At 71.3% G+C, this 13,226-nt stretch carries 12 protein-coding genes; 7 read left to right on the top strand and 5 right to left on the bottom strand.

All coding sequences use genetic code 11. From position 1 onward, the window contains the following. Positions 1 to 26 precede the first annotated feature (26 nt). The 4 genes from A6A29_RS39795 to A6A29_RS45650 form a co-directional block, all read right to left on the bottom strand. Complete coding sequence (locus A6A29_RS39795; RefSeq protein WP_073728444.1) at positions 27 to 857, bottom strand: 2,3-dihydro-2,3-dihydroxybenzoate dehydrogenase; 831 nt, start codon at positions 855 to 857, stop codon at positions 27 to 29. Between the two features lie 246 nt (positions 858 to 1,103). Next, positions 1,104 to 2,039 carry an NAD-dependent epimerase/dehydratase family protein gene (locus A6A29_RS39790; protein WP_073728442.1) on the bottom strand — a complete coding sequence of 312 codons (936 nt, stop codon included), beginning with the start codon at positions 2,037 to 2,039 and terminating at the stop codon, positions 1,104 to 1,106. A 151-nt stretch (positions 2,040 to 2,190) separates the two neighbouring features. Continuing rightward, positions 2,191 to 3,651, bottom strand: a complete 1,461-nt coding sequence (locus tag A6A29_RS39785; RefSeq protein WP_338012917.1) for a N,N-dimethylformamidase beta subunit family domain-containing protein — start codon at positions 3,649 to 3,651, stop codon at positions 2,191 to 2,193. Continuing rightward, entirely contained in the window at positions 3,648 to 4,805 is a 1,158-nt protein-coding gene (locus A6A29_RS45650) for a glycosyltransferase family 4 protein (protein ID WP_073728440.1), read from the bottom strand. The genes A6A29_RS39785 and A6A29_RS45650 overlap by 4 nt, the downstream gene beginning before the upstream one ends. 961 nt (positions 4,806 to 5,766) lie before the next feature. Here A6A29_RS45650 and A6A29_RS45645 point away from each other — a divergent pair. The 6 genes from A6A29_RS45645 to A6A29_RS39755 all read left to right on the top strand — a co-directional run bounded on the left by A6A29_RS45645 (position 5,767) and on the right by A6A29_RS39755 (position 11,536). Further along, positions 5,767 to 5,916, top strand: a complete 150-nt coding sequence (locus A6A29_RS45645; RefSeq protein WP_158074508.1) for a hypothetical protein — start codon at positions 5,767 to 5,769, stop codon at positions 5,914 to 5,916. 128 nt (positions 5,917 to 6,044) lie between these two features. Then, complete coding sequence (locus A6A29_RS45640) at positions 6,045 to 6,959, top strand: aKG-HExxH-type peptide beta-hydroxylase (protein WP_073728438.1); 915 nt, start codon at positions 6,045 to 6,047, stop codon at positions 6,957 to 6,959. After that, positions 6,959 to 8,314, top strand: a complete 1,356-nt coding sequence (locus tag A6A29_RS39770; RefSeq protein WP_073728436.1) for a YcaO-like family protein — start codon at positions 6,959 to 6,961, stop codon at positions 8,312 to 8,314. Before A6A29_RS45640 ends, A6A29_RS39770 begins: the two co-directional genes overlap by 1 nt. A gap of 98 nt (positions 8,315 to 8,412) precedes the next feature. Further along, positions 8,413 to 9,243, top strand: coding sequence for a class I SAM-dependent DNA methyltransferase (locus A6A29_RS39765; RefSeq protein WP_079183233.1), 831 nt, complete (start codon positions 8,413 to 8,415; stop codon positions 9,241 to 9,243). A 143-nt stretch (positions 9,244 to 9,386) separates the two neighbouring features. Continuing rightward, positions 9,387 to 10,589, top strand: a complete 1,203-nt coding sequence (locus A6A29_RS39760; RefSeq protein WP_073728434.1) for a cytochrome P450 — start codon at positions 9,387 to 9,389, stop codon at positions 10,587 to 10,589. Between the two features lie 122 nt (positions 10,590 to 10,711). Continuing rightward, positions 10,712 to 11,536 (top strand): aldo/keto reductase, encoded by an 825-nt coding sequence (locus A6A29_RS39755; protein WP_073728432.1) that lies wholly within the window; start codon positions 10,712 to 10,714, stop codon positions 11,534 to 11,536. 117 nt (positions 11,537 to 11,653) lie between these two features. On the opposite strand, the gene A6A29_RS39750 is transcribed toward A6A29_RS39755, so the two are convergent. Next, complete coding sequence (locus A6A29_RS39750) at positions 11,654 to 12,178, bottom strand: SET domain-containing protein-lysine N-methyltransferase (RefSeq protein WP_079183232.1); 525 nt, start codon at positions 12,176 to 12,178, stop codon at positions 11,654 to 11,656. Positions 12,179 to 12,529: 351 nt separating this feature from the next. Here A6A29_RS39750 and A6A29_RS39745 point away from each other — a divergent pair, with 351 nt between their 5' ends. Then, positions 12,530 to 13,222: a TetR/AcrR family transcriptional regulator gene (locus tag A6A29_RS39745; RefSeq protein WP_073728430.1), complete on the top strand. Its 693-nt coding sequence runs from the start codon at positions 12,530 to 12,532 to the stop codon at positions 13,220 to 13,222. Positions 13,223 to 13,226: the final 4 nt, after the last annotated feature.

Below are 13,226 nucleotides of genomic sequence, written 5' to 3'. Positions count from 1 at the left end.
AGGTGTACGGGAGAGCTGAGGGCGGCTCAGCGCAGGGTCGCGCCGCCGTCGACGTACAGCTCCTGAAGGGTGATGTGCCGGGCGCGGTCCGAGGCGAGGAACGCGACGGTGTCGGCGATGTCTTCGGGGGCGGCGATCCGGCCCAGTGGTATGCCGGTGCGGTAGGTCGCCGGGTCTCCGTCGATGACGCGCTGTTCGGCGCCGGAGTCGGTCCACAGGGCGCGTTGCATCGCGGTGTCGGTGGATCCGGGTGCGACGACGTTGCACCGTACGCCGCTGCGGGCGAGTTCGAGGCCCAGGCATTTGGTGAACATGGCGGCCGCCGCCTTCGAGGCGGCGTAGGCGGCCATGCCGGTGCGGGGGATCCCGGCGGCGTTGGAACCGACGGTGATGATGCAGCCGTTGCCCCGGCCCGTCATCAGCGGCGCGACGGTCTGCGAGACATTGAAGACACCGCCGGTGTTCACGGCGAAGGTGTCCGACCAGTCCTGGGCGGTGAGTTCGGCCGCGGGGCCGGTGCGCAGGATGCCCGCGACGTTCACGAGCACGTCGACGGGGCCGAGTTCGCGGTCGATGCGCGCCACGGCGCTCTCCACCGCGGGCCGGTCGGTGACGTCCATCACGTACGGCTCCAGCCGACCCGCCGAGCGCTCGCTCATGGGTTTCTCCGCCTGTTGCCGGTTCCATGAGGTGGCCAGGGTGTCGATGCCGTCCTGCGTGCGGTCGGTGGCGGCCACCCGGGCGCCGAGAGTGGCGAGCAGATCGGCGACAGCCGCCCCGATGCCTTGTGCGGCACCGGTCACCAGGACGGTGCGGCCATCGAACTCGCCACTTCCGCCCGGTATGTGCTCAGGCATGAGCAACCTCCTACGGGGTGTTAGGTAAGGGTAACCTAAGTTACATTGGCCGCCCGCGAGAACGCCGGACTGCCGATGTCTGCTTAGGTTAGCCTCACCTTACGTAAAAGCCACGCAGGAGGCCACGGCCTCTGATTCCGAACATGACCCCCGCTTCGCCCAGTTGAAAGGAGGGGCGCATGCCGGCGGACGGGCGCGCCGCCGAGTGCCGGGCGGCCGAAACCGGTCGGTAACCGGGTCCTTGAGCTACTGACCGCGGGTGCGGAACCACTCGGCGGTACGTTCCAGCCCCTCCCGCAGAGGTACGGGCTCCACCTCGGGGAAGAGGGAGCGCAAGCGTGCGTTGTCGGCGTGGGAATGCCGTACGTCGCCCGGACGGGGAGGAAGGTATTGGGGGTTGAGGGGCTTGCCCAGTACGGACTCCAGCTCGGTGATCAGCTCCAGGAGCGAGGTCCGGGTACCGTAGGCGAGGTTGACAGGCTCGGCGGATACGGCTCCTCGCAGGGCTGCCCGGGTGAGGACCCGGCAGACGGTTTCGACGTAGGTGAAATCGCGGGTCTGGTGACCGTCACCGTGCACGAGGACCGGGTGACCGGCCGCCATCGCGCTGATCCAGGCGGGCACCACCGCGGCGTACGCGTGCCCCGCGGGTTGTCCGGGCCCGTAGACGTTGAAGAAGCGGAACGGAAGCACCGGTAGGCCGTAGCAGTGGTGGAACGCCCCCAGATACGCCTCGGAAGCCAGCTTGCTCACGGCGTACGGACTGAGCGGGGCGGTGCGCAGCCCCTCGTGCTTGGGCAGATGCGGATTGGCGCCGTAGACGGAGGACGAGGAAGAGGCGATCACCTGCACCCCGCCCGCACGCCGGGCGGCTTCCAGCACGCAGAGGGTGCCGGTGGCATTGGCGTGGTGGCTGGCGATCGGATGGGCCACCGACCTGGCCACGGAGGGGAGCGCGGCCAGATGCACGATCGTGTCCGCGCCCCGGAACACCCGGTCCAGGAGGGCGCCGTCGAGGACGCTGCCCTCGGTGAAGTGCACGTCCAGGCCGCGGAGGTTCTCCTTGAACCCGGTGGACAGGTCGTCCACGACCCGGACTTCGGACACCTCGGGTCGCCGCGTCAACGCGTGTGCGAGGTTGCTGCCGATGAATCCGGCGCCCCCGGTGATCACCATCTTCATGCCCACCACTCCTGGTCTGAGGGTTCGGAGAACGTCGATACTGGAGCCGTCGAGCCGTCGAGCCGTACGGCAGGCCGAGTTGCCGGCGCGGAGGCCCGCTCGCGAACTTCAAGGAGTGAGTGCGCCCTCCTCGGTGCGATCCCGCCCCGCCTCAGCGGAGCAGGCTGATCACATTGCGGGTGATGGCGTCCACCAGTGGGTCGAGGGTCAGCAGCCGCGCCCAGTCGGTGGTGGCCGCGTTGAAGACCGTGCCGCCCCTGGTGTAGAGGCCGAAGGTCGCGGCCCTGCCCGGGTCGGTGTTCTCCCGGGCGGCGGTGTACCAGCCGGAGTCCGGGGCCGTGGGGAGGTCGGCCACGCCCAGGATGGTGAAGTCGGCGGGTGTGCCGTCCGTGCCGGTCGCGACCGCCCGTCCGAGGGGGTCGCGCCGGTGCGCGGCTCCGTCGCATTCGTAGCCCACAAGCGCGTGTTCCTCGCCGAGGACATCGCCGTCGCTCAGCCCGGTGCCCGCGAAGACGGGGTGGCCGGTGTGCTGGAGCGTGAAGCCCAGGGGTTCGCGGAGACCGGCCCAGTGGCCGCCGCCGTTGCGGTAGCTGACACCGATGAGGGAGTTCTCGGGCTCACCCTCCCACCAGTGGTCGGGAGCGCCCCGCATCCGGTCGCAGTCCGAGCCCTGGGGGACTCCGGGCGGGTACTTGGCGCATCTGATGGCCGTGCCGTCGGCGGTCGGTGTGACCCGCCACCAGCAGGTGTTGGCCCCGAAGACGGCGATATTGCCTCCCCGGTCACGGAAGGCGGTGATGTGCCGACGGGTGCGCGCACTCCAGTACTCGTCATGTCCGGCGGAGAGCAACAGCCGGTATCCGGACGCGTGTCGGGGGCTTTCGTGGAGGTCGAGGTCGGTGCAGTAGTCGACGGTGTGCCCCGAGGTCTCCAGCCAGGAGATGAAGGGAGCGTCCCAGTGGGCGAAGGTCTGCCGCGGCGTCCGCGGATCGTGGGCGTCGGGCTGCCCTTTCACGGGGCCGCCGATGCCGCCCCCGGGGCGCCGCAGGGTGATGGTGCGGTACGCCTCGTCGTGGGGAAGTGCCCCGTACAGGCTGGCGCCGCCGCTCCTGTTGTACGCGTGGTAGGTGAAGACGGGCACCTTGTACAGGATGCGCGTACGGTGTGCGGGTTCGCGTGCCGTCACCACGAAGAGCATCCGGGAGTGCCGGGCGTCGAGTGCCTCGGCACCGGCCGGCGGCGCGGCGGCGGGCCGGGCGCTACCGGGGCCGAACACCGCGATGTACACGCCCGAGGGCCAGTCCCCGGGAACCGCGAAGTCATGGCCGGGCCAGTGCCAGTCCTCGTCATGTCGGCCGGGGGGCGCGTACCGGCCCGGTCCTGCGGTACTGCCCATGAGACGGGGGCGAGCGCCGCAGCGGTAGAAGTCGGCCCGGAACCGCTCCGCCCGGGTCGAGACATGGAACCGCAGGATCTCCCCGGCCCGAACGCTCGGCCGTGCGGGATATCCGTCCACCGACGCCCCGGTGGGCAGCGGCGCCTCGCCGCACGCGGCGGCACCGGGGAGCGCGGCGGCGTCGCTCCGGCTCTGCGCGGCGCCCGGCTCCGTCACCTCGGGAGCCCGGCTTCCCCGGTCCCGGGGCGGTCCGGGTGGCCGATGTCCGCGAGGACGTCATCGGCCCGGCGGCGCCAGGTGTAGCGCTCCAGGACCTGACGCCGGGCTTCGTCGCCGAGCCTGCGCCGCAGGGCGCCGTCGGCGACGAGTTCGCCGAGGGCTTCCGCCCACGCCGCCGGATCCTCGGGCGGGCGGAGCAGGCAATTGACCCCGTCCTGGAGGACTTCGCGCAGAACCGGGAGATCGGAGGCGATCATCGGGAGTCCGTGGGACATGTACTCGAACACCTTCATGGGGGAGGCCCAGCGCCCGGTCTCGCCGAGCCGGCCCCAGGTGTAGACCTTGGTCTCGTAGGGGGCGAGGACGATGTCGAAGAGGCCGTAGTAGGCCGGGAGCGCGGACGGCGGCCGGTGCCCGTGGAAGTACACGTGGGAGGCCCGGCAGGCCTTCTCCCAGCGGGCCCGGTCCTCGGCCGTGCCTCCGACCAGGTGGAAGTCGAGACCGGGAAAGCGGTCCGCGAGATCGAGGACGAGGCCGATGCCGCGTCCGTCGTACAGGTGCCCCACATAGCCGACCCGCGGTACGTCCGGGCGGCCCGGCAGCTGCGGTGCCTGCGTCGTGGCGGTGGGACCGGGAGGGTCGGCGCAGTCGGGTGCCACGAGGATCGGCAGGGTGCCCAGGTCTTCGTACTTCCTGCGCAGATCGCCCGCGAGGGCATGGGTGATGGCGACGACGCGGGCCAGACCCGGCTTGCCGAGCAGTTTCCTCTCGGTCCCCACCGGGACCAGGTCCTTGCGCAGTTGGTGGACCTCGTACACGAAAGGTGCCAGATCGGAGAGGACGGACAGGGCGTAGGGGTCGCGTCCGTAGACGATGTCCGGGCGGGGGCCGCGGGCCACCATGCGGCGGATCGTGTCCGCGCGCTGCCAGTATCCGTTGGGTGTGTGGTCGGGGGCGGCGACGAGGCGGATCGGGAAGCGGTTGCTGACGCCGTAGTAGGTGTACGGGTCCTCGGCCGGGTCCGGGCCGGGCATGGAGTAGAGGGTGATGTCGTGTCCGGCTGCGGCGAAAGCGTCGCACATGCGCATGACGTGGACGCCGTTGGCGAAGAGGGAGGGGATGCTGCCGCCATGCAGGTAGCTGATGCGCATGGTGCCTACTCCTGCGGGTCCGATGGTGCGGGCGACCGGTGGCGGTCCCTGCCGGGGGCGCGGCGAAGTGCGCGGTCTGCGGCGGGGCTGCGACGTTGCGCGGGGTCTGTGGCGGGGGTACGACGTTGCGCGGGGTCTGCGGCAGGGTGGTGATGTCGCACGGGGGCGCGGCGAGGCGCGCGGTCTGCGGCGAGGCGGCGGCGAAGTGAGCGGTCTGTCGGATCCACTGGCATCTCCTCGTGTGGGCCGCGATGAGTGGACAGTGAGTGAGGGCCTCTGCCGGTCCTTCCACGGTGTTGTCGGTCCATGCCTCCCTCTTCGACACGCGGTCGCCCGCGCCGGGCCGCGCCACCCGATCGGGTCGGGTGCGAGGAAACGCCGTGGCCACGGCCGCCGGTCGGGCGAGGTCATCATCGCGGGTGCCGGTCGGTGTTCCAAGAGCGGCATTTCAGCCTTTCCCTGGTCCGATTCGCTCGTGGGGACGCGCGACGGGACACCCCCGGCGGGAACCCGCAGCGCCGTGCGCGCGGGAGCGGTGCCAACGGGCTCCGGCGGGCGACGGCACGCCCCCGACCCCGTGTCGTCGGCCGGGTGCACCCGTGCCGAACGTACCCCGCGCCTCGAAGGGGCATCCTTTGAGCCTCTTCGCATGAGCCTCTTCGCAGCGAAACGAGCCGGAGCCGCCTCCCCTCTTCTGGACAGAGATTGGCTGGACTGTGCTGGTTCCCCTGCCGGACAGGCCAGTTCCCGTGTGGTGGCCGACGCGGTGGGCGGCCGACTCCCGTGGGTGGAGGGGCCGTCGTCGGCGGAGCGGGAACCGCAGGTCGGAGGTGATGCGCGACGGCCGTTGCCGGGCTTGACGCGACGGAGCGGGAGCGTCCCGGGCGGGGTTCGTCGGGGTCGGCCGCCCTCCCTCCCTGTCCTCAGTGTGACGATCCGACCGCACCTTGTGATCACGGCGGTGCCGTGCGTACCTTGGCGCCGCCGGGACTCCCCGTCGGACGTCGGTGGAGCCGGTCGCCGAAGGGAGATCGATATGCACGAGGAAATCGAGCAGGTCCCCGAAGAGGAACTGCCCGAGCTGGCACTGATGATCGACGTGCCCAGCTGACGGTACGTCACCTCGGGCGGCGGGCCGTTCAGGGCCCGCCGTCCCCCGACGGCGACACGGAGGTACCCGCGGTGCGAGTGGAGCCCGACGCACGCCGGAGCGCTGAAGAACGTTCCGTACTGGCGCGTATGACCCGGTCGGCCCTGGAACGGGCCGGGCTGGACGTCTCCCCGGAAGAGGCCGTGCACCCCGCGGTCGTCGAGGCCGCACACATCGCTCAAAGCGTTCTGCGAAAGGGACCTCCGGGCCCGGAAGGCATCGCGCGCCTCTCCGGCATGCTCGCCCGTGCCCGGTCGGGCATCGCGGACACACCGCCGTCCGGTCTGCCCTGGCCGGTCGGACTCGCCGCGCCCCAACCCCACCTCGAACGCAGCGTCGCCCGCGCGCTGAAGGCCGTCCCCCGCACCGACGGCGACATCGGCGACCGAAGCCGCTCGGCAGTCGTCGCGTGGCGCGAAGGGGATACGGAGGTGATCCGCGGGACGATCGCCCTGCTCGCGGACATCTGGCCGGGCGCGTATGCCGAACTGAAGGAGATCCTTCGCCAGACGGTCCTGCTGGACGGGCCCGCACTGGACGGCTTCACGGATTTCGCGGTCCATGGCGCCGTGTTCATCCGGCGCGACCGGCTGGGACCGGACACCGGCGGACTCCCCGGAACCGTCCGGCTCGCCGAGGCACTCGTCCACGAGGGCACCCACACCCGGTGCAACGCCGCCTCCGTGGCGGCGGAGCCGTTCCTGCGCCCCGCGGCCGACGGCGGGCCGCTGGTCACCACCCCGCTGCGCCTCGACCCGCGGCCGCTCACCGGGCTGTTCCAGCAGATGGTGGTCCTGGCCCGGAGCGTCCTGCTGTACCGGCGCCTGCTCGGGGAGACCGCGGCGGACACCCGCACGACCGCGGCCGTGCGGGCACGCCACGACGAGCTCGCCCGCTCCGCCACCGATGCCGTGCACATCATGACGGGACATGCCGAAGCGCTCACCGACCACGGTGAGGCGGTCCTGAGGGATGCCGCCGAGGTGGTCCGGGTGCGTGCCTGATGTCCGTCTCCCCGTGGGAACCACAGGTGTTCACCCCCTACGCCGCCTGGCCGGAGGTCGTTTTCGCGCGGGTCGCGGCACGCTCGCCGCAGTTCGATCCCGTCTGCGCCGCCGGCAACCGGCCCATCGTGGTGGGCAGTGCCGCCGGTCACCGTCCACCGCGCGTCGTCGCGAGCGCCCGCGGTGAACTCCTCGAACGTGTCAGCAACATCCTCGCGGGCCGCGCCGCCGAGTCGGACGCCGGGATCGTGGCGACCCACGGCGAACTGCGCCGCAAGGGGATACCCGCCCTGGACCCCGCCGAACTGATGTCCGGAGGCCCGGCCGGCACCGTGGACGACTTCCGCCACGCCCGCCGGCTCTGGGTACGCGGCCGCTCCCTCCGCACCGGTGCGGACATGCATGTACCGGCCGGTGCCGTGTTTCTGCACCACCGGCCGCCGGCCGGCTGCGACCCCGGCCCCGGCGCCGGGTCCACCGGTCTCGCGGCACATCCCGACCCGGAGGCCGCCGTGCAGCACGCCGCGTGGGAGGTCCTCGAACGCGACCTCATCCGCCGAAGCTGGTACGGACTTTCCCGCGCTCCCCAGGTGATTCCCGCAGGTGAGCTCCCGGGACCACTGGCGAAACTCCTGGACGGAATCGGCGTGACGACGACGGTGCTCGATCTCCCGGCACCCGTCGGATCACGATGCGTCGCCGTATGCCTGCACGCACCGGACGGCACCCGGCAGGCGTTCGGGGCCCGTTGCGGCCCGGACGGCCAGGGGATCGCCCCGCTGATCGAGAAGGCCGCGTACGAGGCACTCATGGTGCGCTGGAGCGTGCACACCCCGGTGGCCGAGGACACCTGGACGCGTCGGCAGGGCCGCGACGCCCCGGACTCCGCCGTCGAGCACGCGCTCTGGGCCTACCACCGGCAGGACAGCCTGCGCCTGTGGACGGAACGAGCCCCGCTGGCGCCCCGGGAAACCCCACCGCCATCGGCCGGCCCGGATCGCGTCGGACCCGGACCGCGCACCGGCCCGGACCGTTCCGGAACCGAGTCACACACCGTCGCCGATCCTTCCGGAACCGTGTCGCACACCGTCGCCGATCCTTCCGGAAACGGATCGCACACCGTCGCTGACCCTTCCGGAAACGGATCGCACACCGTCGCCGATCCTTCCGGCACCGCCGTGCTGTCCAGCCACACCGGCCAGGACCTCATCCTGGTGGATACGACGTGCGAACCGGCGCGGGGCCTCGGCTCCGCCGTGGTGCGCGTCGTGGCCCCCGGAGCCCACGCCCTGCCCACCGGTCCGGACGACGAACGCCATCTTCCGGCCGCTCCGGGCCCGCACCCCTTCGGCTGACCGGCCCGAGCGCTCGCGAGGCCCGCGCACACCCCCATTCCCGTGGTCCGCCCGCACCACGGGGACCGAACCGACCGCAGGCCGAGGAGACCCCGACCATGCCCACGTTCCACGACCACCCCGCACCCGCGTTCACGGCGGCGACCGGCAGTGCCCCCGACAACGCGGGCGACCCGGGCAACGCTCCGGCGCAGCCCCCGGCCCCTTCTCCGGGATACGCCGACATCCATGCCGACGACTACGACCGCTGGTTCGGCAAGCCGGGCATCACCGCGGCGACCGTGGACACCCTCGCCTCGCTCGCCGGTGACGGCCCCGTCCTCGAACTCGGCATCGGCACCGGGAGAGTCGCGTTGCCCCTGGCAGCGCGCGGTCTGGACGTCCACGGCGTCGAGGCGTCGGCAGCGATGGCGGCACGGCTCCGCTCGAAGCCCGGCGGCGACCGCGTCCACGTCACGTTGGGCGACTTCGCCGACCTGCCGGTCGCCGACACGTACTCCCTCGTCCACGTCGTCGGAGGCACGTTCTTCGAACTCGCGGGACGCGACGCCCAACAGCGCTGTCTGACGGCCGTGGCCACCCACCTCGAACCCACCGGCGTCTTCGTCCTCGACGCGCATCTGCCCGAAGCCCTCGCCGTGGCCGCGGCATCGGGCGTACCCGAGGTGGTGTCCGAGACCGACGAGCACCTCATCCTCTGCCACCGCCGGATCGATCCCTCCACCCAGACGTACCAGTCGCACTACCTCATCCACGAGGCGGACCGCACCCGTCACCTCAGGGTCCACTTCCGCTACGCCTCACCGGGCGAACTCGATCTCATGGCCGAGCGCGCCGGACTCCGGCTGCGACAGCGTCTGGGTTCCTGGCGAGGCGGCCCGCTCGCCCCGGACAGCACCTACCACGTCTCCGTCTACGAACTCCGCTGACGCCCCCGCCCCCGCCGACCCGCCCCGTCCCCATCGACCTGCCGCTGATCGCCTGCGTGCCCGTCAGCCGCCGCAGCCTCCGCCCGCCCGGCGGCGGGCGAACCGCTGTGGCTCAGCGGCCGAACACCTTCCTTGGAGCTCTCGTGACCCACGCGGACCCCGAACCGCCCCCTCACACCGTGGACTTCCCCTTCCCCCATCACGACGGTCTCGGCCCGCTGCCGGAATTCGCCCACCTGCGCCGCGAGGCACCGTGCGCCCGCATCCGGCTGCCCAGCGGCGATCCGGCCTGGCTGGTCACCCGATACGCCGACGTGCGCACCGTGCTTGCCGATCCGCGTTTCAGCCGCAGACGTGCCACGCAGGGAACAGGGCCGCGGATCGCACGCGTGCCCACCCTGCCCGACTCGATACTCGCCGCGGACCCACCGGAGCACAGCCGGCTGCGCAAGCTGGTCGCCCCGGCCTTCACCGTCCGCCGCGCCGAGGCCATGCGGCGGGACGTGGCCCTGCTGGTCGACGAACTCCTCAGCACCCTCGCCGCCCACGACCGCCCCGCCGATCTGGTGGCGCTGCTCGCCCGCCCCTTGCCGCTGGCCGTCATCTGCGACCTGCTGGGCATCCCGCGGCAGGACGGCGACCGGCTCGACACCTGGTGCGACAGGCTGCGCAACCTCACGGCCAGCTCCGATACCGAGGTCACCGCCGCTGTCGGAGAGATGACCGGTTACCTGGGCGCACTCGTCGCCGCCAAACGCCGCCACCCCGGCAACGACCTCCTGAGCACCCTGATCTCCGCCCGCGACGAGGACGATCGGCTCAGCCAGGACGAGCTGATCTCCTTCAGCCTCGTGCTGCTCGCCGGAGGCTACGGGACCACCGCGGACCGGCTGGCCGGCATGGCGCACCTCCTGCTGGACGAACCCCAGCGGTACGAGCGGCTCCGGCGCGAGCCCGGCACCATTCCGAAAGCCGTGGAGGAACTGCTGCGGTACGCCCAGACGAATGTTCAGGCGAACCTGCGCGTGGCCACCGAAGAGGTGGAACTCGGCGGGAACACCATCGCCGAGGGCGATGCGGTCATGGCGGTCAACTCGTCCGCCAATCACGACGAGACCGTCTTCGAGAACCCCTCTCTGCTCGACTTCGACCGTGACCGCAATCCGCACATGGGCTTCGGACACGGCGTCCACCACTGCGTCGGTGCCCAAATCGCCCGCGTCCAGCTCCAGGAGGCCCTGGCCGGACTCGTACGCCGGTTCCCCGGCCTGCGCGCGGCGGCTCCGCCCGAGTGGAAGACCGGCTTGAAGACCCGGGCACCTCGTTCGCTCCTTGTGACCTGGTGAGCCGTTCACCGCGAGCGCCCCACCGTCACCCGTGCCCGTCACCCGTCACCCGTGCCCGTGCCCGTGTCGTGCTCGTGCCGTGCCCACGCCCGTTCCCGTACCACGGATCGGAAGGCTCCCGTATGCAGTGCCTCACCCTCAACAACGGCATCTCCATGCCGCGAGTCGGCCTCGGCGTCTGGCCGCTGACGGATGACCAGGCGTACACCGCCGTCACTCACGCCCTTGGGTGCGGCTACCGCCGTATCGACACCGCCCGGGTCTACGACAACGAGGAGGGTGTCGGCCGCGCGATCAGAGATGCGGCGATCCCGCGTCAGGAGGTGTTCCTCACCACCAAACTCTGGAACGCCGACCACGGATACGACGCCGCGCTCCACGCGTTCGACGCGAGCATCCGGCGCCTGGGCACGGACTACGTCGACCTCTACCTGATCCACTGGCCCATCCCTCGGCGTAACGCGTACGTCGAGTCGTACAGAGCGCTGGAACGGATCTACGCCGAGGGGCGTGCGAAGGCGATCGGCGTCTCCAACTTCACCGCCGCGACCCTGGGCAGACTCCTGGCGGAGACCGGCATCGTGCCGGCCCTGAACCAGATCGAGCTTCACCCCTACTTCCCGCAGCGCGCCATGCGTACGTTCGCCGCCGAGCGGTCCATGGTCACGGAGGCGTGGAGCCCGCTCGCCCAGGGGCAGCAGTTGCTCGCCGAACCCGTTCTCGCCCGGATCGCGGAGAGGAAGGGGAAGTCACCGGCCCAGATCGTCCTCCGCTGGCATCTCCAACTCGGGAACACGGTGGTCCCCAGATCCGTGACCCCCTCCCGGATCAGGGAGAACCTGAGCGTCTACGACTTCGCTCTCGGCCCGCAGGACCTGCGGGACATCGCCACCCTGGACAACGGTGTCCGGATCGGGCCCGACCCGGACACCGTTGTCCAGCGGTGAGTCGGCTGTACAGCCGGCACCAACGGCGTCACCTGTCCCGCTGTTTCGTAGTCCCGCTGTGTGCTGCCCCGCTGTCCAGTCAGCTCAGTCCGCTCGTCCGCGTTCAGTTTCGGTCTGTCAGCGGGGCTGAGGTCCTTGCGGCAGGTGGAGGAGATAGGGAGCGACGTAGCCGCGGTAGGCGTGCCTGCGATCCGACGGGAGGTCCTGCCAGCCGGTGATCCGGCCGCGGCACAGCCGGGATCCGCACTGGCAGCGGGGCGGGAAGTGCTGGACGGTGTGGTTCCGCATGGCGTAGTCGAAGGTGACCTCCTGCCCGACGTGCACCGGGAAACGGGCCACGAGGTCGTGAGCGCCGGAGTCGTTGACCTGGACTCCGCAGTTCGGATCGCACGAGTGATTGACGCGGGGCATCAGGCCGGCGTGCCGGATGAACCGGTCCGGACCGATCTGTGAGGCGTGGGCATCGTTGCGGTCGAGCTCGGCCTTGATCGCACCGGCCAGCACCACCTCCCCGATCCGGAACGCATGGGTGGCGAAGACCCCCGCTCCCTTGCCCGGTGTGTCCCGCAGCTCCGTCCCCGGGCTGTGCGTCGGCTCGCCCGGTGCGGGGGGCGGGGTGGCGGTCACTCGGTCGGGGTGCATGCGGAGCCCTTCGGTCGGTAGTGGCGGGCTCTTGTGCGGCCCGCTGAGGATCGAACTGCTCTGGACGGCGCCGGAACGCTGTCGTGTTCCATACAAGCGGCCCGCTACCCCGATGGGCAGGCGGATACCGGCCGGACAGCGGAGTTCACCGGCCATGTGGACGGCCGGAGCTTCGGTGCGGGAACGCCGGTGTCCGCCGTTGTCGGGACATTGACCTGCACCGAAGGGCGCGATCGCCTCACGTCGGGGTGGAAGCCCTACGGCGGGAATGAGCCGGGATCGTCCGGCCGCACGCATCCGGAAATCGGCCACGAACTTGTTCGTAACGAACGTGTTCGTTACGCTGTTCGCATGCCTTCGAGAACCCCCGTGCCCCGCAGCCGTCGTGAGCGGCCCGCCAAGCCCGCGCTCACCTACGAGGGCATCGTCGCCACCGCCGTCCACCTGATGGAGACCGAGGGACTGCGGCGCGTCACGATGCGCCGGCTCGCCCAGGAACTGGACACCGGTCCCGCCTCGCTGTACGTGTACGTGGCCAACACGGCCGAGCTGCACGCGGCGATCCTGGAGGAACTCCTCGGCGCCGTCGATCTCTCCCCGGTGGACGGCGAGGGGGACTGGCGCGGGCGGCTGACGCTGTTGCTGGAGTCCTATACGCACATCCTGTTCCAGAACCCCGGCCTGGCCCATTCCGCCCTGGTCGCCCGGCCTTCGGGCCCTCACTACCTGGCCCTGGTGGAAGCCGTTCTCGTGCTGCTCCACCAAGGCCAGGTGCCCGATGAGCAGGCCGCCTGGGGCGTGGACGTGCTCCTCCAGGTGGCGACCGCCACCGCCGCCGAGCAGTCGAGCCGTGCTCGATCCGCCGACGCGGCGGACGAGCACAACGCCCTGGTCGTCGCGCTGCGCGACGTCTCCTCCGACACCCACCCGCGCATCGCCGCGCTCGGCGACGATCTCGTCTCCGGAGCCCCGGGACAGCGCCTCGCCTGGGTCTTCCGCGCGGTGATCAACGGCACCCGTGCCACCCCGCGCGACACACCGTGACACC

The sequence above is a fragment of the Streptomyces sp. TSRI0281 genome, from assembly GCF_001905125.1.
GTDB lineage: Bacteria > Actinomycetota > Actinomycetes > Streptomycetales > Streptomycetaceae > Streptomyces.
This window is presented reverse-complemented; position numbering and strand designations above follow the sequence as displayed.